Source organism: Cellulomonas endometrii (genome assembly GCF_949769265.1).
Classification (GTDB): domain Bacteria; phylum Actinomycetota; class Actinomycetes; order Actinomycetales; family Cellulomonadaceae; genus Cellulomonas; species Cellulomonas endometrii.
The window spans coordinates 206878-225014 of the sequence record NZ_CATKPC010000005.1 but is presented as its reverse complement, the minus strand read 5'-3'; the positions used below and the strand labels follow the sequence as shown (position 1 = coordinate 225014).

The 18137-nt window shown below is 76.2% G+C and carries 16 protein-coding genes; all 16 read right to left on the bottom strand.

Features of this window, described 5'->3' with window-relative positions:
* Window positions 1-4: 4 nt before the first annotated feature.
* Window positions 5-784 carry a ribonuclease HII gene (locus QNH85_RS08135; RefSeq protein ID WP_282945681.1) on the bottom strand — a complete coding sequence of 260 codons (780 nt, stop codon included), beginning with the start codon at window positions 782-784 and terminating at the stop codon, window positions 5-7.
* A complete protein-coding gene (gene lepB, locus QNH85_RS08130; RefSeq protein WP_282945680.1) occupies window positions 781-1518 on the bottom strand; it encodes a signal peptidase I in 738 nt (245 codons plus the stop codon). Before lepB ends, QNH85_RS08135 begins: the two co-directional genes overlap by 4 nt.
* Before the next feature lie 128 nt (window positions 1519-1646).
* Window positions 1647-2015 (bottom strand): 50S ribosomal protein L19, encoded by a 369-nt coding sequence (rplS, locus tag QNH85_RS08125; RefSeq protein WP_282945679.1) that lies wholly within the window; start codon window positions 2013-2015, stop codon window positions 1647-1649.
* A 215-nt stretch (window positions 2016-2230) separates the two neighbouring features.
* Window positions 2231-3013, bottom strand: coding sequence for a tRNA (guanosine(37)-N1)-methyltransferase TrmD (trmD, locus tag QNH85_RS08120; RefSeq protein WP_282945678.1), 783 nt, complete (start codon window positions 3011-3013; stop codon window positions 2231-2233).
* A gap of 1 nt (window position 3014) precedes the next feature.
* A complete protein-coding gene (rimM, locus tag QNH85_RS08115) occupies window positions 3015-3596 on the bottom strand; it encodes a ribosome maturation factor RimM (RefSeq protein WP_282945677.1) in 582 nt (193 codons plus the stop codon).
* 154 nt (window positions 3597-3750) lie between these two features.
* Window positions 3751-3990, bottom strand: coding sequence for an RNA-binding protein (locus tag QNH85_RS08110; protein ID WP_213281768.1), 240 nt, complete (start codon window positions 3988-3990; stop codon window positions 3751-3753).
* Window positions 3990-4418 (bottom strand): 30S ribosomal protein S16, encoded by a 429-nt coding sequence (gene rpsP / locus QNH85_RS08105; protein WP_213281769.1) that lies wholly within the window; start codon window positions 4416-4418, stop codon window positions 3990-3992. Before rpsP ends, QNH85_RS08110 begins: the two co-directional genes overlap by 1 nt.
* A 165-nt stretch (window positions 4419-4583) precedes the next feature.
* The gene (locus tag QNH85_RS08100; RefSeq protein WP_282945676.1) at window positions 4584-6263 is read right to left on the bottom strand and encodes a DUF222 domain-containing protein; all 1680 of its coding nucleotides are present in this window, start codon (window positions 6261-6263) and stop codon (window positions 4584-4586) included.
* A 118-nt stretch (window positions 6264-6381) separates the two neighbouring features.
* On the bottom strand, window positions 6382-7473 hold the full coding sequence (locus QNH85_RS08095; RefSeq protein ID WP_282945675.1) for an amidohydrolase family protein: 1092 nt from the start codon (window positions 7471-7473) through the stop codon (window positions 6382-6384).
* Between the two features lie 7 nt (window positions 7474-7480).
* Entirely contained in the window at window positions 7481-9091 is a 1611-nt protein-coding gene (gene ffh / locus QNH85_RS08090) for a signal recognition particle protein (protein WP_282945674.1), read from the bottom strand.
* 27 nt (window positions 9092-9118) lie between these two features.
* Window positions 9119-10885: a [protein-PII] uridylyltransferase gene (locus QNH85_RS08085; protein WP_282945673.1), complete on the bottom strand. Its 1767-nt coding sequence runs from the start codon at window positions 10883-10885 to the stop codon at window positions 9119-9121.
* Between the two features lie 20 nt (window positions 10886-10905).
* Complete coding sequence (locus QNH85_RS08080; protein WP_213281774.1) at window positions 10906-11247, bottom strand: P-II family nitrogen regulator; 342 nt, start codon at window positions 11245-11247, stop codon at window positions 10906-10908.
* Window positions 11244-12551: an ammonium transporter gene (locus QNH85_RS08075; protein WP_282945672.1), complete on the bottom strand. Its 1308-nt coding sequence runs from the start codon at window positions 12549-12551 to the stop codon at window positions 11244-11246. Before QNH85_RS08075 ends, QNH85_RS08080 begins: the two co-directional genes overlap by 4 nt.
* A gap of 159 nt (window positions 12552-12710) precedes the next feature.
* Complete coding sequence (gene ftsY / locus QNH85_RS08070) at window positions 12711-13892, bottom strand: signal recognition particle-docking protein FtsY (protein ID WP_282945671.1); 1182 nt, start codon at window positions 13890-13892, stop codon at window positions 12711-12713.
* A gap of 12 nt (window positions 13893-13904) precedes the next feature.
* Window positions 13905-14402: a hypothetical protein gene (locus QNH85_RS08065; RefSeq protein ID WP_282945670.1), complete on the bottom strand. Its 498-nt coding sequence runs from the start codon at window positions 14400-14402 to the stop codon at window positions 13905-13907.
* A 96-nt stretch (window positions 14403-14498) separates the two neighbouring features.
* Window positions 14499-18095: a chromosome segregation protein SMC gene (gene smc / locus QNH85_RS08060; protein WP_282945669.1), complete on the bottom strand. Its 3597-nt coding sequence runs from the start codon at window positions 18093-18095 to the stop codon at window positions 14499-14501.
* Window positions 18096-18137 lie beyond the last annotated feature (42 nt).

Genomic DNA, 18137 nt, shown 5'->3' with positions numbered 1-18137 from the left:
GGCGTCACGCCTCGGCGCCGACCGCGGGCTCCGCCCCGAGCGGGAGCCGCCAGGACCGGCGGTGCCACGGGCTGGGGCCGAAGGTGCGCAGGGCCGCCACGTGCTCGTCGGAGGCGTAGCCCTTGTTGGAGTCCCAGCGGTACTCCGGGTGCTGCGCCGCGAGGTCCACCATGAGGCCGTCGCGCTCGCACTTCGCCAGGACGCTCGCCGCGGCCACGGTGGCGCAGCTGCGGTCGGCCTTGACCCGCAGGTGCACGCGGGGCGCGCCGGCGAGCGCGAGCGCGGGGTCCGGCTCCGCCTCGAACAGCTCGCCCTGGGCCGGCTTCGACAGCCAGTCGTGCGAGCCGTCGAGCACCACCGCGTCGACCGGCCCCGCGACCTCCGCGGCGGCGGCCAGGGCGCGCCGGCCGGCCAGCCGGAGCGCGGCGATGATCCCGACGGCGTCGATCTCCGCGGCGGAGGCGTGCCCGACCGCGCGGGCGACGCCCCACCGGCTCAGCGCGGGCACGAGCGCGGCGCGCGCCGCGGGCGTCAGCAGCTTGGAGTCCGCCACGCCGCGGGGGCAGCTGCGGGTGCGCGCGTCGATGACGACCACGCCGACGCTGACCGGGCCCGCCAGGGACCCGCGGCCGACCTCGTCCATCCCCGCGACCAGCAGGGCGCCCTCGCGGAGCAGGCCACGCTCGTGCCGCAGGTGCGGGACGGGCCGGGGCGCGGACGGCCGCGCGGGGGCCCGCGCCGGTGCGACCGGTGCGGTCTTCGGGGCGTCGTCGAGCAGGGTCATGACGGGTCCGGGACCTCGTCGAAGACGTCGCCCGGGTTGCGCAGGAGCCCGAGCCGGTCGACCGGCCACAGGGTGACGAAGGCGGTGCCGACCACGTCGTCCACCGGCACGGCGCCGCCGCCCGGGTCCCCGAGGTGCCACCGCGAGTCGGCGGAGTGCTGGCGGTTGTCGCCCATCACCCACAGCGAGCCGGAGGGCACGATCACGTCGAAGGCGATCTCGCTGGGGCTCGCGCCGGGGGCCAGGTACTCCGACTCGTCGACGGCGGCGCCGTTGACCGTCAGCGGCGAGCCGTCGCCCGCGGACGCCACGCGGTCGCCGGGCAGGCCGATGACCCGCTTGATGAGGTGGTCCTCGGACTGCTGCGGCATGAGGCCGATGGCGATCAGGGCGTCCTGGAACGCGTTGGTCTCGGGCACCGCCTGCTGGTCCAGCCAGCCACCCGGGTCGGCGAAGACGACGATGTCGCCGCGGTGCAGGTCGAACGGGCCCGGCGCGAGCTTGCTGACGAGCACGCGGTCGCCCTCGAGCAGCGTGTCGTGCATGGAGGCGCTGGGGATGAAGAACGCCTGCGCGAGGAACGTCTTGACCACCCAGGACAGGACGATCGCGCTGACGAGGATGATCGCCGTCTCGCGGACGAACGACGCGACCGGTCCCCGTCGGCGCGGGGCGCGCGGTGCCGCGCCGGAGCGGGCCTCCTGGCTGGCGGGGGCAGCGTCCTGGTCCGTCACCGGTTCACTCTCCCACGTCGCCGAGCACCTGCCCACCATCCCGCGCCGCGCCGGGGCGCGGGCCCCCGCACGCCGGACGGGCGGCCACCCGGTGCTCCGGTGGCCGCCCGTCGGCGTCGTGCGAGGTCTCAGGCCTTCTTGGCCGGGATCGCGTCGCGCTTCTCCTTGATCTTGGCCTTCTTGCCACGGAGGTTGCGCAGGTAGTACAGCTTCGCGCGACGCACGTCACCGCGCGTGACGACCTCGATCGACTCCAGCGTCGGGGAGTGCACGGGGAACGTGCGCTCGACGCCGACACCGAAGGAGACCTTGCGGACGGTGAAGGTCTCGCGCACGCCGTCGCCCTGGCGCGCGATGACGACGCCCTGGAAGACCTGGACGCGGGAGCGGTTGCCCTCGACGACCTTGACGTTGACCTTCAGCGTGTCACCGGCGCGGAAGTCCGGGATGTCGGTGCGGAGGGAGGCCGCATCGATCTGGTCGAGGATCTGGGACATCGTGTGTCGCTTTCTCGCCGTGCCACAGGTCACGCGCGTCGTCGTCGGCACCCAGGGGCGCCGGGATGGCAGTGAGTGAGGTGTGCGGCCGATCGCTCGGCGGGTCGTGGGTCGTCTCCCCTGTGGCAGAGACGCGACTGTCGCGCACCGACCCACCAGTCTGCCACAGCGGGCACCGCCCGGTCGAAACGCCCCCGCGTGACGTCGCTCGCAGGTCAGCCCTCGGCCGGTGCCACGCCACCCTCGCCGACCGTCCAGCCGAGCTCGGCCAGCACCGCACGGTCCGCCGCGTCGAGGCCCGCGGGGTCCAGGACGGTCAGCAGGTCCGGGCGCCGGGTCGCCGTGCGGGCCAGCGCCTGGTCCCGGCGCCAGCGCTCGACCCGGCCGTGGTGACCGGACAGCAGCACCTCCGGCACCTCGATGTCCCGCCAGGCCGGCGGCTTCGTATACACGGGGTACTCGAGCAGGCCGGCGCTGCCGTGCGACTCCTCGACCAGCGACGCGGGGTTGCCCACGACGCCGGGCAGCAGCCGGACGACCGCCTCGACCAGCACCAGCGCGGCCGCCTCGCCGCCGTTGAGCACGTAGTCGCCGATCGAGTACTCGTCGACCCGCACGCCCGGCCGGGTGGCGTAGTGCTCCGCCACGCGGGCGTCGATGCCCTCGTAGCGGCCGCACGCGACGACGAGGTGCTCGTCGGCCGCCCAGCGCTCCGCGTGCCGCTGCGTGAGCGGCGCACCCGACGGCGTCGGCAGCAGCAGGTGCGTGCCCTCGACCACCAGGTCGTCCAGCGCCGTGCCCCAGACGTCCGGGCGCATGACCATGCCCGCGCCCCCGCCGAACGGGGTGTCGTCGACGGTGCGGTGCCGGTCGGTCGCCCAGTCGCGCAGGTCGTGCACCCGCAGGTCGACGAGCCCGGACCGGCGCGCCTTGCCGACGAGCGACAGGTCGAGCGGCGTCAGGTAGTCCGGGAAGATCGAGACGATGTCGATGCGCACGTCAGTCGTCGTCCCCCGCGCCCGTCGTCTCCTCGCTGACCACGAGGTTGGCCGCGTCCGAGGCGAGCAGCCCGCCCGGCGGGTCCAGGACGACCCGGCCGCCCGGCACGTCCACGACGGGGACGATCGCCCGGACGAACGGGACGAGCGTCCGGCTGCCGTCCGGCTCGCGCAGGACCAGGACGTCGTGCGCGGGGTGGTGCTCGAGGCCGACGACCTCGCCGAGGACGCGCCCGTCGACGTGCTCCGCCCGGAGCCCGGTGAGCTCGTGCGGGTACCAGGCGTCCTCGTCGTCGTCGTCGGGCGTGGCGTCGGCCACGTCCCCCTCGGCGACCTCCACCACCAGCTCGGTTCCGCGCAGCGCCTCCGCCGCGGTGCGGTCGTGGGCCTCCGCGAACGTGACGTACCAGCGGCCCTGCGCCACCCGCGTGCGCTCGACGGTCAGCGGGCCGCGGTCGGCCGGCTCGGTCGGCAGGACGGCGCCGACGGCCAGCCGCTCCTCGGGGTCGTCGGTGCGCAGGTCCAGCGCGACCTCGCCGCGCAGCCCGTGGGCGCGCCCGATCCGGGCGACCGTCAGCAGCATGGGGTTCCTCTCAGGGCGTCCGGGGGATCCGGACCAGCGTAGGGGGACGGCGACCCGGGCGGCCCCGGGCACGGGACAGGCCCGGTCCCGCGGGGGGGGACCGGGCCTGCTCCGGTGTCTCACCGCGCCGTCGAGGACGGCGCGGGCGCGCGGCTCACCGCCGGGCGACGTCCACCACGTCCACGCGGACGGGGCCCTGGCTCGACAGCGCACCGACGACGGTGCGCAGCGCGCGGGCCGTCCGGCCGCCGCGGCCGATGACCCGGCCGAGGTCGTCGGGGTGGACCCGGACCTCGAGCAGGTCACCGCGGCGGAGCGTGCGGGCGTCGACCTGCACGTCGTCCGGGTGGTCGACGATGCCCCGGACCAGGTGCTCCAGCGCGTCGGCGAGCATCAGGCCTGCTCGTCCTCGGCCGACGCGTCAGCGGCGGGGGCCTCGGCGGCGGCGGCCTTCTTCTCGGACGCCTTGGCCTTGGCCTTCTCGGCGTCCGCGGCGACGGCGTCGACCGCGGCCTTGACGTCGGCCGGGGCGGCCTTCGTCCGCAGGGTGCCCTCGGCGCCCGGCAGGCCCTTGAACTTCTGCCAGTCGCCGGTCACCTTGAGCAGCGCGAGGACCTGCTCGGACGGCTGCGCGCCGACGCCGAGCCAGTACTGCGCACGCTCGGAGGAGATCTCGATGAGCGAGGGCTCCTCGGTGGGGTGGTACTTGCCGATCTCCTCGATGACGCGGCCGTCACGCTTGGTGCGGGAGTCCGCGACGACGACGCGGTAGTACGGCGCCCGGATCTTGCCGAGGCGCTTCAGGCGGATCTTGGTGGCCACAGTGTGGTCTCTCCTGGGGTGTCTACGGGGCGGTCGTCGCGGGTTGCACGTGGGGCATGCGGCCCGGTCCGACCTGAAGGACACGATCGCGTGCGGGTAGAGGGGCCGCGCGCGCCGAGTACAGCAGGCCATTGTGCCAGACGCGCAGGCCCGCACGCGACCGCCTCAGAACGGCGGCGGCTCCCCCGACGACGCCGTGCCCAGGTGGAGCACCTCCCCCGTCCCGGGCCGGACGAGGTAGCGGTGCCCGGTCGGGGTGGTCCACTCGAACACGCCTGGCCGGAGCTGGCGCAGCACGTAGCCGCCGTCGGTCTTGAGGCGGTGGTGGCGTCGGCACAGCGGCCCGAGGTTGTGGTCGGCCGTCGTGCCGAGCGGTTCGCGGGCGGTCGGCGCACCGAGTGGCCCTGGTGGAGCGGGCGGTCCTGCCGGAGCCGGTGCCCCTGGTGGTGCGTGGAACGGCCGGGTGTGGTCGAGGTCCGCGCGGGCGGCGGGCACGACGCAGCCCGGAGCGGCGCAACGTCGGTCGCGGACCCGCACGTGCTCGGCGAGCGCGGCGGTCGGCCGGTAGCGGCTGCGCCCGACGTCGAGGACGGTGCCGGACAGCGGGTCCGTGACGACCCGCCGCCAGACCCCGCCCGCGGCGAGCGCACGGGCGGTCACGGCGTCGACCGGGCCGTAGCCGTCGAGGTCCGCCGGCCGGTCGTCGAGGCCGAGCAGGGTCGAGGCGGCCACGGTGACCCGGACCTCGGCGCCGGCGCGCAGGCCGGGCGGGGGCGTGTCCGCCAGCGCCGCGGGCACGGCGGCCGGCTCCGCCTGCACCGGACGGAAGAGGTCCGCCGCGCGGCCGCCGCCGAGGCCCAGGCTGTCGACCTGCCAGGCCGGCCCGTCGCCGGGCGCCGCGTCGGACCCGACGACGAGGTCCCGCAGCCCGTCGGCGCGGAGCTGGTCGAGCGTGCGGGTGTCTCCGCAGGCCCGTGCGGCGCGGGCGGTGTGGTCCAGCACCCCGTCGACCCGGGCGGCGTCCTGGGCGGGCAGGACCACGGACAGCGACGCCATGCCGTCGGGCAGCACCCGCGGGCGACCGACCCGGCGGCCGGTACGGGCCCGCTCCACGCGAGCGGGCGCACCTTCGGGATCCGCCTCCAGGAGGGCCTGCTCGACGTCCCGCCGGAGCTCCGTGACGGTCCGGCGGGCCGCGGTGGGCAGCACCCGGTGCTCGACCTCGTTCGCGAGCTGGTACGGCTGGTCCCAGAGCCGGTCGACGAGAACGCGCGTCTTCGCGGCGTCGATGTCGCCGTGCTCGAGGGCCTCACCCGTGGCGAGCAGGTGGGTCGAGAGCGCGACGCCCTGCCGGACGAGCCCGTTGGCCGCGATGCGCGACGTCCCGAGCCGGAACGCGAGCTCGTCCCCCGCGACCGAGCGCTGCAGCGGCGGCGGGCCGGCGAGCCCGCTCCAGCTCGGGTCCATGCCCGGCAGGCTCGCGACGGCCGCGGCCCAGGACGCGGTCCGGGCGTGCGCGGCCGCCTCGACGCGTGCCGCGGCCGTCGTGGCCTCCACGACGCCGGCGTCGGACAGGGTCCCGGGGTCGACGGCGTCGAGCCACGCCGCGAGCGCGGGACCTGGTTCGGCGGCCCCGATGAGCTCCACCTCGCGTCGCGATGTCGCCCGCTGCCACTCCGGCGAGCCTGCCGGGAGCACGGCCAGCCGCGCCGACCACGACCGGGAGAGCTGCTCCGGCACGGGGATCGTCGACCAGTCGGGGTCGCGCAGCACCGGCACGTCTGCGTCCGGCAGCACGTCGGGGAGCGACGGCTCCTCGGCGTGTTCGCGCAGGTCAGCAGGCATGTCACCACGGTAGTGGCGACCACTGACACGCGTGCGGGCCGAGGCGAGCCGCCACTGCTGCCGGCTCCGTGGTGCGCCGCACGCCCGGCACGCCCGGGCCGGCCGGCGCAGGTCCCGCCTAGGCCACCCGCACGCCCCGCAGGACGACGGCCCGCGGCGCCGCCAGCACCCGCACGTCGGCGCGCGGGTCGGCGTCGTACACGACGAGGTCGGCGCTCTCCCCCTCGTCCAGCCCCGGCACGCCGAGCCAGGCGCGGGTGCGCCACGACGCCGCCGCCACGACCGCACGCGCCGGCAGCCCGGCCGCGACCAGCTCGGCCGCCTCGTCGGCGATCCGCCCGTGCGCGATGGTGCCGCCCGCGTCGGTGCCGACCAGCACCGGCACGCCCGCGTCGTGCAGGTCCCGGACGTGCGCGTACCTGCGGTGGTGCATGCGGCGCATCCGCGCGGCGTAGACGGGGTACCGCTCGGCGCGGTCGGCGATGGCGCCGAACTGCGCGACCTGCAGGAGCGTCGCGGTCACGGGGATGCCGGCGGCGGCGATCCGGTCGACGTGCCGGTCCTCGGCGCCCGTGGCGTGCTCCAGGCAGTCGACGCCGGCGTCGAGCAGGCCGTCGAGCGCCTCGCCCGCGAACGTGTGCGCGGTGACGCGCGCCCCGGCGTCGTGCGCGGCGGCGACCGCCGCGGCGAGGACGTCGTCCGGCCACAGCGGCCGCAGGTCCCCGTCGGCGCCGAGGTCCCGGTCGATCCAGTCGGCGACGAGCTTGACCCAGCCGTCGCCGCGCGCGGCCTCCTCGCGGACCGCGTCGGGGAGCTCCGCGGTGGAGGCCAGCTCCCGCCCGTAGTGCCGCAGGTACCGCTTCGGCCGCGCGAGGTGCCGGCCGGCCCGGATCAGCCGCGGCAGGTCCGGCCGGTCGTGCACCCAGCCGGTGTCCGCGGGCGACCCGGCGTCGCGCACCAGCAGCACGCCGGAGTCCCGGTCGGCGAGCGCCTGCGCCTCCGCGGTGGCCCGGTCGACGGCGCCCTCCGCGGCGAGGCCGATGTGGCAGTGCACGTCCACCAGGCCCGGCAGCACCCACCCGTCGAGCGTCGTGACGTCGCCGGACGACGGCCGCTCGAACGTCAGCCGGCCGCCGACCACCCACGCCTCGCCGGCCACCCGGTCGTCGTCGAGGACGACCGGGCCGGTGAGGTGCAGGGCGTCCGCCACCGCGGCCTCAGCGCCCGAGGAACTTCTGCAGGTCCTGGAGGTCGGCGGGGTCGAAGGCGTCCGGCTGCTGCTGCTGCGGGGCCGCCCCGCCCAGCCCGAAGGCCGAGCCCTTCGCGACCGGCGCGGCGGGCAGGATGCCGGCGGCGCGGTCGGCGGCGGCCTTCTCCTGCTGCGCCCGCTTGGCCGGGTTGCCGGACTTCCCCTTGGCCTTCTTGGCGGGCGCGGCGGCGCGGCCGCGGCCCTTCTTGCCCGTGCCGGGCAGGTTCCCCATGCCGGGCACCGGCATGCCGCCGCCCTTGGCCATCTGCTGCATCATCTTCTGCGCGGCGGCGAACCGCTCGAGCAGGCCGTTGACGTCCGACACCTGCACGCCGGAGCCCGCGGCGATGCGCGCCCGGCGGGAGCCGTTGATGATCTTCGGGTTGTCCCGCTCGGCCGGGGTCATCGACCGGATGATCGCCTCGACGCGGTCGACCTCGCGCTCGTCGAAGTTCTCGATGGCCTCGCGCATCTGCCCCATGCCGGGGAGCATGCCGAGCATCTTCTTCATCGAGCCCATGTTCTTCAGCTGCTGCATCTGCTGCAGGAAGTCCGCGAGCGTGAAGCCCTTGCCGCTGGCGAGCTTGCCCGCCATCTCCTCGGCCTGGTCGGCGTCGAAGGCCTTCTCGGCCTGCTCGATGAGGGTGAGCACGTCACCCATGTCGAGGATGCGCGACGCCATCCGGTCGGGGTGGAACACCTCGAAGTCGGTGAGCTTCTCACCGGTGGAGGCGAACAGGATCGGGCGGCCGGTGACCGACGCGACGGACAGCGCGGCGCCACCGCGGGCGTCGCCGTCGAGCTTGGACAGGACGACGCCGGTGAAGCCGACGCCCTCCTGGAACGCGGTCGCGGTCGCGACGGCGTCCTGGCCGATCATCGCGTCGATGACGAACAGGACCTCGTCCGGGTCGACCGCGTCGCGGATGTCGGCGGCCTGCTGCATCAGCTCGGCGTCGACGCCGAGCCGGCCGGCGGTGTCGACGATGAGCACGTCGTGCTGGCGCGCCCGGGCGGTCGCGAGGCCCTCGCGGGCGACGGCCACCGGGTCGGCGCCCGTGACGACGTCCAGCTCGCTGCCCTGGTTGCCGGGGTGGGGCGCGAACACGGGGACGCCCGCGCGCTCGCCGACCACCTGGAGCTGGGTCACGGCGTTCGGCCGCTGCAGGTCCGCGGCGACCAGCATCGGGGTGTGGCCCTGGCTCTTCAGGTGCAGCGCGAGCTTGCCGGCGAGCGTGGTCTTGCCGGCGCCCTGGAGGCCCGCGAGCAGGATGACACTCGGCGGGTTCTTGGCCAGGCGCAGCGGGCGGGTCTCGCCGCCGAGGATCGACACGAGCTCGTCGTTGACGATCTTGACGACCTGCTGCGCGGGGTTCAGCGCGCCCGAGACCTCGACGGACAGGGCGCGCTCGCGCACCGCCCCGGTGAACTGCCGCACGACGGGCACGGCGACGTCCGCGTCGAGCAGGGCGCGCCGGATCTCGCGCACGGTGGCGTCGATGTCCGCCTCGGACAGCCGCCCCTTGGAGCGCAGGTTCTTGAAGGTCGACGTCAGTCGGTCGGACAGGGTGGCGAACACCGCGCGATCCTCACGCTCTCTCGGCGGTCAGGGACGGTCCAGCGTACCCGCCAGCCGGGCCGTCGCCCGCGCCACGAGGTCGTCCACGAGCTGCGCGCGCCACGCGGTCCAGGCGGTCGGCCCGGCGGACGAGGCGTCGGCCTCGGTGAGCGCCCGCAGCAGCGCCAGGAGGTCCGCGCGGCCGTCGACCGCCGCGAGCAGCGCCGTCACGGTGGCGGGGTCGTCCGGGTCGCTGCCGGTGGCCAGCTCCGAGAGCGTCAGGTGCTGCCGCACCAGCAGCACCAGGACGGCGACGTCCGGGGCGCCGAAGCCCATCCGCTGCGCGATCGGCCCGACGAGCCGCGCGCCCTCCACGGAGTGGTCCCCCGCACCCGCGCGCTTGCCGATGTCGTGCAGCAGCGCCGCGACCAGCAGCAGGTCCGGGCGCTCGACCCCGCGCCGCAGGCCCGCCGCCCGCGCCGCGGCCTCGACGAGGTGCCGGTCGACGGTGTGCCGGTGGACCGGCGAGCGCTGCGGCCGGTTCCGGACGCCGGCCCACTCGGGGATCCAGGTGGTGACGACGCCCGCCAGGTCGAGCGCCTCCCACACCGGCACCTGCGCCGGCCCCGTCGCCAGGAGCTGCACGAGCAGCGTGCGGGCGGCCTTCGGCCACGGCGCCGGCAGCGGCGGCGTGCGGGTCAGGCTGGCGATGGTGATGGGCGACAGCGCGAGCCCGCTGCGGGCGGCGGTCGCGGCGGCGCGCAGGGACAGCAGCGGGTCGGTGCCGGGCTCGGCGTCGGCCGCGAGCACCAGCTCGCCGTCGTGCTCGACGAGGCCCTCCCCCACGGTGCGCAGCCGCGGCGGCGTCCGCCGGCCGCGCACGAGCACCGGGCGCCGGGCAGGCCGGGCCAGCGCCTGCCGGGCGTTGCGGGCCGTGGTGTCGAGCGCGTAGGACACCACGCGGCCCGCCTCGGCGAGGCTCGCGAGCAGGTCGTCCCGGTCGCCGACGCCGAGCAGCGCGGCGACCTCGTCCTGGTCGGCGAGCAGCAGCCGGTTGGTGTGGCGGCGGGTGACCGTCTGGACGGCGTCGCGCACGTCGAGCAGGTGCGTGTGGGCGCGGTCGACGGCGCCGTGCGGCCGGTCGGTCAGCCAGGTCGCGGCGAGCGCCGACAGGACGACGGCGTCCCGGATGCCGCCGCGGGCCTCCTTCAGGTCGGGCTCGATCAGGTACGCGAGCTCGCCGTGCCGCTCCGCGCGCTGCCGGGTCGACGCCAGCAGCTCGGGCAGCCGGCGGCGGGCGGCGGACCGCCAGTCCGCGAGGAGCGCCGACTGCGCCCGGTGCACGATGCCGGGGTCGCCCGCCAGGGGCTGCGGGTCGAGCAGCCCGACCGCCGCGGGCAGGTCCTTGGAGGCGACCTGCCGGCACTGGGCCAGCGACCGCACGGAGTGGTCCAGGTCGAGCCCCGCGTCCCACACCGGGTACCAGAGGCGGTCGGCCAGCGCGGCGAGCTCCGCCGCGGAGTGGCCGCGGCCGTCGTGCACGAGCAGCAGGTCCAGGTCGCTCGCCGGGCTCGCGTCCCCGCGGCCGACGCTGCCGACCGCGCCCAGGCCGATCCCGGGCGTCTCCCGGCCGTCGGTGGCGTGCTCCCAGAGCTCGACGAGGCGGCGCAGGACCAGGTCGGACATCGCGCGCCGCCGCGCGGGGCCGTCGGCGTCCGGGCCGGAGAGCCGGACGGCGAGGTCCAGGCGCTCACGCCGGAGGTCCCGCACCCCCACGGGATCGTGGGGGTGCGGGACCTCGGGAAGGGCAGCCATGCGTCGGTCGGACCCCGGGGTCAGAGGGCCTCGGGGCCGTGCTCGCCGGTGCGGACGCGCGCGACGTCCTCGACCGGCACGACCCAGACCTTGCCGTCGCCGATCTTGCCGGTCTGCGCGGCCTTGACGATCACCTCGGTGATGCCGGGCGCGTCCTCGTCGGAGACGAGCACGTCGATCTTCACCTTCGGGACCAGGTCGACGGTGTACTCCGCGCCCCGGTAGACCTCGGTGTGCCCGCGCTGGCGGCCGTAGCCGCTGGCCTCGCTCACCGTCAGGCCGCGGACACCCGCGGCCTCGAGCGCCGACTTCACGTCGTCGAGCCGGTGCGGCTGGATCACCGCGGTCACGAGCTTCGTCATGCCTTCACCTCCGTCACCACGCGGGCGCCGCCCAGCGTCTCGTATGCCGTCTCACCGTGCACGGCCAGGTCGATGCCGCCGACCTCGGCCTCGTCGCTGACCCGCCAGCCGAGGGTGGCCTTGAGGATCAGCGCGATGACCAGGGTCGCCAGGCCGGAGAACACCACGGCGGCGAGCGCCACGATGATCTGCGTGCCGAGCTGCGTCAGACCGCCACCGTAGAACAGGCCGTTGAGGGCGCCGTCCGGGTACCAGGTCGAGTTCTCGTCCGTGGCGAACAGGCCGATCAGCACGGTGCCGACCAGACCGCCGACCAGGTGGACGCCCACGACGTCGAGCGAGTCGTCGTAGCCGAACCGGTACTTCAGGCCGACCGCCAAGGCGCAGAGCACGCCGGCGACCAGGCCGATCGCGATGGCCCCGTAGGTGTCCACCGCGGCAGCGGCCGGGGTGATGGCGACGAGGCCCGCGACGACGCCGGACGCCGCGCCGAGGGACGTGGCGTGGCCGTCGCGGAACTTCTCCGTGATCAGCCAGGCGAGCATCGCGACGGCCGTGGCGACCAGGGTGTTCAGCCAGGCGCGGCCGGAGACGCCGTCGGCGCCGAACTCGGAGCCCGCGTTGAAGCCGAACCAGCCGAACCACAGCAGCGCCGCGCCGAGCATCACGAACGGCAGGTTGTGCGGCCGCATCGGCTCGCGGCCGAAGCCCTTGCGCTTGCCGATCACCAGGGCGAGCACGAGGCCCGCGACACCGGCGTTGATGTGCACGACCGTGCCGCCCGCGAAGTCGATCGGGGTGGACAGGAAGCTGGTGATGCCGTCGGCGCCGAGCGCGCCGCCGCCCCACACCATGTGCGCGAGCGGGACGTAGACGACCGTCACCCACACGGCGACGAACGCCATCCAGGTGCCGAACTTCGTGCGGTCCGCGATGGCGCCGGAGATCAGCGCGACGGTGATGATCGCGAACGTCGCCTGGTAGCCCACCGCGACGAGCGCCGGGACGCCCGTGGCCGCCATCAGGGAGTCGGCGTCGGTCATGCCCGCCAGCCCGAACCAGTCGAACGGGTTGCCGAACAGGCCCGCGACGTCGGTGCCGAAGACACCGGAGTAGCCGTAGAGCACCCAGATGAGGCCGACGACGCCCATCGCGCCGAAGCTCATCATCATCATGTTGAGCACGCTCTTGCCGCGCACCATGCCGCCGTAGAAGAACGCCAGGCCCGGCGTCATCAGGAGCACCAGGGACGCGGACGTGAGCATCCACGCGGTATTTCCAGTGTCGAGCGCGAACTCGTCCATACAGGTCGCCTTTCCCCTCGTCGGCCGTGCGGCCGGATCGGGGTCCAGAGTCCTGAACGGGCGTTACCGCCGGTGGCGGGGCGCGTTACGGCGGTGTGACGACGCCCCGGGCGACGTAAACATCGTGTTGCCCGGGGCGGATCGTCTCAGCCCGCGGGCTCAGCCGAGGATGCCGTCGACGAACTCCTCGGCGTCGAACGGCGCCAGGTCGTCCGGGCCCTCGCCGAGGCCGACGAGCTTGACGGGCACGCCGAGATCCCGCTGCACGGCCACGACGATGCCGCCCTTGGCGGTGCCGTCGAGCTTCGTGAGCACGATGCCGGTGACGCCGGCGACCTCCGCGAACACCCGCGCCTGGTTCATGCCGTTCTGGCCGGTCGTGGCGTCCAGGACGAGCAGGACCTCGGACAGCGGGGCGGTCCGGGTGATGACGCGCGTGATCTTGCCGAGCTCGTCCATCAGGCCGGCCTTGTTCTGCAGGCGCCCGGCGGTGTCGACCAGGACGACGTCGACGCCCTCGGCCACGCCCTCCCGGACGGCCTCGAACGCGACCGAGGCGGGGTCGGCGCCGTCGCGGTCCGACCGCACGGTGCGCACGCCGACGCGCGAGCCCCAGGTCTGCAGCTGGTCCGCCGCCGCGGCGCGGAACGTGTCCGCCGCGCCGAGCAGGACCGTCTTGTCCTCCGCGACCAGCACGCGGGCCAGCTTGCCGACCGTCGTGGTCTTGCCGGTGCCGTTCACGCCGACCACGAGCACGACCGACGGGACCGTCACGCCGTCCTCGCCGGTGACGGGCGTGGTCGCGAGCGAGCGGTCGAGGGACGGGTCCACCAGCGCCAGGAGCTGCTCGCGCAGGAGCGCCCGGACCTGGACGGGGTCCTTGAGGCCCTGCACGCGGGACTGCGTGCGGATCTGCTCGACGAGGTCCGCCGACGGGCCGGCGCCGACGTCCGCGAGCAGCAGCGTCTCCTCCAGCTCGTCCCAGTCGTCCTCGGTGAGGTGGTCGCGGGACAGCACGGCGAGCATCCGGGCACCCAGCGGGGACCCGGAGCGCGCGAGCCGGTCGCGCAGGCGGGAGAGCCGGCCGGCGACCGGGGCGGGGACCTCCAGCGCCGGCGGGGCGGCGGCGTCCTCCGGCGCGGGCGCCTCGACGCCCGGGGCCTCGACGCCCGGGGCCGCGTCCGCCGGCCGCTCGAGCGTCGTCGTGCCGGCGGCGGGGCCGGCCTCGTCCTCGGAGCGGTGCGCCGAGCGGCGCCGGGCGATGACCGCCGCACCGCCGCCCAGGATGGCCAGGGCCGGCACCGCGACGAGGATCAGGTCGAGCAGGTTGTTGGAGTCCACCGGGACAGTCTGTCAGCCGTCGCGGGGCTGCGGCGGCTGGGGCTGAGAAGGCGACGCGGGCGAGGCGGGCGGCGCGCCCGCAGCCGTCGTCGCGGGCACGTGGCCGCTGCGGCGGGCGGCGGTGCGGGCCGCGCCGGGCACCCGCGGGTGCCGGGACGCCGGCCGGGGCCGCGGGAGCGCCGGCGGACGGTGCTCGCGAGCCTGCCCGGGCAGCAGGCGCCCGGCCCGCTCCCCCGTGCGCTCCAGCATCTCGGCGAGCTCGTCGAGCTGCAGGTAGCCGTCGTCGGGCTGGGACGCCTCGGCGAACAGCTGCTCGAAGGGCACGTCCACCGGCTCGGTGACCTCGTCGTCCGCGACGGCGTCCCCGTCCCGGCGCCGCCGCAGGCCGTTCCTCAGGTCACGCCAGAACCCGCGCAGGTCGGAGCCGCCGTCGCCGACGGCGTTCGCCATCACGATCACGCCCACCGCGGCCAGCAGCGCCAGCCCGATGCCCCACAAGTACCCGCCCATGGGGAGCATTCTCCGGCCCGTGGGCACCCCCGGGCGGACCCCGCGCGGCACCCACGCAAACAGCCACCGGATCTTCACACCGGGCGGCCGGTGGGGCTAGGCGGGCACCTCGTCGCGGAGCCGCTGGCTGATCACGGTGGTCACGCCGTCGCCACGCATCGTCACGCCGTACAGCGCGTCGGCGATCTCCATCGTCCGCTTCTGGTGCGTGACGACGATGAGCTGGGAGTCCTCCTGCAGCTCGCGGAAGATCTCCAGCAGCCGGCCGAGGTTGGCGTCGTCGAGCGCGGCCTCGACCTCGTCCATCACGTAGAACGGGCTCGGCCGGGCCTTGAAGATCGACACCAGCAGCGCCACCGCCGTGAGCGAGCGCTCGCCGCCGGACAGCAGCGACAGGCGCTTGACCTTCTTGCCGGCGGGCCGCGCCTCGACCTCGATGCCCGTGGTCAGCATGTCGTCGGGGTCGGTCAGCACGAGCCGGCCCTCGCCGCCCGGGAACAGCCGCGGGAAGACGAGGTCGAACTGGGCGGCGGTGTCGCGGTACGCGTCGGCGAACACCTGCTCGACCCGCTCGTCGATCTCCCGGACGATCTCGAGCAGGTCGGCGCGCGACTTCTTCAGGTCCGCCAGCTGCTCGACGAGGAACCGGTGCCGCTCCTCCAGCGCCGCGAACTCCTCGAGCGCGAGCGGGTTGACCCGCCCCAGCTGGGACAGCGCGCGCTCGGCCGCCTTCAGCCGCTTCTCCTGCTCGGCGCGGACGTAGGGCACCTCGGCCGGCGGGGCGTCGGGGTCGTCGGCACCGTCGTCCCCACCGCCGCCGCGCGACGGCGGCGTCAGGACCGGCACGGTCCGGTGCGGGCCGTACTCCTCGACCAGGACGGCCGGGTCGATGCCGAGGTCCTCGACCGCCCGGGCCTGCAGCTGCTCGACGCGGAGCCGCTGCTCGGCGCGGACCACCTCGTCGCGGTGCGCCGCGTCCGTGAGCCGGGCGACCTCCCGCTGGTGCTCGTCGACCTGGGTCCGCACGGCGGCGAGGGCCGTCTCCCGCTCCGCCCGCGCGGCCTCCGCGGCCTCCCGGGCGTCGGCGGCCTGCGCGAGGGCCCGCTCGACGGCGCCGAGCGCCTGCGTCGCGCCCAGGGCGACCGCCGTGGCGACGGCCGCGTGCCGGGCGCGGGCGCGCTCCCGCTCGGCGGCCCTCTCGCGCGCGGCCCGCTCGGTGCGGGCGGCGCGGTCCAGCGACTCCGCGCGGCCCGCGAGCGCCCGGGCCCGCTCCTCCGCCGTGCGCAGCGACAGGCGCGCCTCCGTCTCGCGGGCGCGCGCCGCCGAGGCGGCCTGCGCGAGGGCGTCGCGTGCGGCGGTGCGCTCCTCGATGGCGGCGTCGTTGTCGGCCGGCTCGGCCTCGGCCGCCGCCAGCCGCTCGGTCAGCCCGGCGAGCTCCGCGCCGCCCTCCGCGAGGGCCTGCTCGGCGGTCGCCAGGGACGTGCGCACCCGGTCGGCCTCGGCGCGCGCGGCCCGGGCGGTCGCCCCGAGGTGGCCCAGCTGCTCCGCGACGGCCGCGAGCGCGGCGTCGGACTCGTTGAGCCGCTCCAGGGTGTCCTGGTACGCGGCGCGGGCCGCAGCCTCCGCCTCCCGGGCCCCCACGAGCGCGAACCGCGCCTGCTCCGCGCGCGCCGCCGCGGACCCGGCGCCCTGCCGCGCCTCGTCCAGGGCGCTCTGCAGGTGCAGCGCGCTCGGCGCGGTCGCGGACCCGCCGGACGCCCGGTGTGCAGCCAGCACGTCGCCGCCCCGGGTCGCGACCACCAGCTCGGGCCGGGCCCGCACGACGACCCGGGCGCCGGCGAGGTCGTCCACCACCACGACGTCCCGCAGCAGCCGGCGCACCGCGGGCAGCACGGCGGGCGGCGCCTGGACGAGGTCGAGCGCCCACGCCGCGCCCTCGGGGGCCGCACCCGGCTGCCCCGCGTCGCCGGCGTCGCCCCCCGCCGCGACGACCAGGCCCGCGCGCCCCGCGTCCTGCTCCCGCAGGTAACGGATGGCGTCGACCGCGGCCTCGACGGACTCGACCGCGACCGCGTCCGCCGACGCGCCGAGCGCCGCGACGATCGCGTCCTCGTCGCCCGGCGCGACCCCGATCAGCGCCGCCAGGGACCCCACCACGCCCGCGAGCCCGTCCGAGGCGAGCAGCGCCCCGGCGCCGTCCTTGCGGGTCAGGCTCAGCTCGAGCGTCTCGATGCGGGACTCCAGGGCCGCGCGCTCCCGCTCGGCCTCGGTGAGCTGGGCGGCGAGCTCCTCGACCCGCGAGGTGGCCGTCTCGACCGCCTCCGTCGCGGCCTCGTGCGCCGCGTCGAGGCCCTCCTCGCCCTCCTCGACGCCGGCGACCTGGGTCTCGAGCGCGGTGAAGGCGACGGTCGCCTCGTGCCCGCGCCGCTCGGCCTCGGTCAGCGTGTCGCGGAGCCGCCCGATCTCGGCCTCGGTGGCCTCCAGCCGGCTGCGCCGCGCCGCGACCTGGCCGGCCAGGCGCGCCAGCCCCTCGCGCCGGTCCGCGGCGCCGCGGAGCACGGTCGCCAGGGCCTTCTCCGCCGCGGCCGAGGCGTCCTCCGCCTGCTGGCGCGCCGCCTGGGCCGCCTCCAGCCCCGCGCGCGCGACGTCGACCTCCGCGGCGAGCTCGGCCTCCGCGGCCCGCACCCGCTCCGCCTGCCGCTCCAGGTCCGCGGGGTCCTGGCCCCCGGTGCGCTCCGGGGCGGCCGACCCGAGCAGCCGGGCCCGGTCCGCGGCGAGCGACGCCGTGCCGCGCAGCCGCTCCCGCAGCGCCGACAGCCGGTACCAGACGTCGGACGCGTCCCCCAGGGCCGGCGCCGCCTCGGCGGCCTCCCGCTCCAGGGCGGCGAGCCGGGCGCGCGCGGAGTCCAGCGCCGCCTCGGCCTCCGCCCGGCGCGCGCGCAGGGCCGAGTCGTCGGCGATCTCCTGCTCCAGCGTCGCCGTGAGCTGCGCGAGGTCGTCGGCGAGCAGGCGCGCGCGGGCGTCGCGCAGGTCCGCCTGCACGGTCTGCGCCCGGCGCGCGACCTCCGCCTGCCGGCCGAGCGGGCCGAGCTGGCGGCGGAGCTCGCCGGTCAGGTCGGTCAGCCGGGTCAGGTTGGCCTGCATCGCGTCGAGCTTGCGGAGCGCCTTCTCCTTGCGCTTGCGGTGCTTGAGGACGCCCGCGGCCTCCTCGATGAACCCGCGGCGCTCCTCGGGGGTCGCGCGCAGCACCGCGTCGAGCTGCCCCTGCCCCACGATCACGTGCATCTCGCGGCCCAGGCCGGAGTCCGACAGCAAGTCCTGGATGTCGAGCAGCCGGCAGGGCCGGCCGTTGATCGCGTACTCGGAGCCGCCGTTGCGGAACAGCGTCCGCGAGATCGTGACCTCGGTGTACTCGATGGGGAGGGCGCCGTCGGTGTTGTCGATGGTCAGCGACACCTCGGCGCGCCCGAGCGGCGGGCGCCCGGACGTGCCGGCGAAGATGACGTCCTCCATCTTGCCGCCGCGCAGGGACTTGGCGCCCTGCTCGCCCATCACCCAGGCGAGCGCGTCGACGACGTTCGACTTGCCGGAGCCGTTCGGCCCCACGACGCACGTCACCCCGGGCTCCAGGTTCAGCGTCGTCGCCGAGGCGAACGACTTGAACCCGCGCAGGGTGAGCGTCTTCAGGTGCACGGGCCGCAGCCTAGTGGCGCCGCGGCCCGTGCCCCGGGAGGT

Bases quoted from the DNA above. Each gene is read 5' to 3' on its own strand.
- rimM (WP_282945677.1), bottom strand. From the start codon at position 3,596: ATGCTGCTGACGGTCGCCCGGATCGGGCGCGCCCACGGGCTGCGCGGC.
- QNH85_RS08100 (WP_282945676.1), bottom strand. From the start codon at position 6,263: ATGCCTGCTGACCTGCGCGAACACGCCGAGGAGCCGTCGCTCCCCGAC.
- QNH85_RS08085 (WP_282945673.1), bottom strand. From the start codon at position 10,885: ATGGCTGCCCTTCCCGAGGTCCCGCACCCCCACGATCCCGTGGGGGTG.
- QNH85_RS08065 (WP_282945670.1), bottom strand. From the start codon at position 14,402: ATGGGCGGGTACTTGTGGGGCATCGGGCTGGCGCTGCTGGCCGCGGTG.
- QNH85_RS08075 (WP_282945672.1), bottom strand. From the start codon at position 12,551: ATGGACGAGTTCGCGCTCGACACTGGAAATACCGCGTGGATGCTCACG.
- QNH85_RS08135 (WP_282945681.1), bottom strand. From the start codon at position 784: ATGACCCTGCTCGACGACGCCCCGAAGACCGCACCGGTCGCACCGGCG.
- QNH85_RS08080 (WP_213281774.1), bottom strand. From the start codon at position 11,247: ATGACGAAGCTCGTGACCGCGGTGATCCAGCCGCACCGGCTCGACGAC.
- rplS (WP_282945679.1), bottom strand. From the start codon at position 2,015: ATGTCCCAGATCCTCGACCAGATCGATGCGGCCTCCCTCCGCACCGAC.
- QNH85_RS08110 (WP_213281768.1), bottom strand. From the start codon at position 3,990: ATGCTCGCCGACGCGCTGGAGCACCTGGTCCGGGGCATCGTCGACCAC.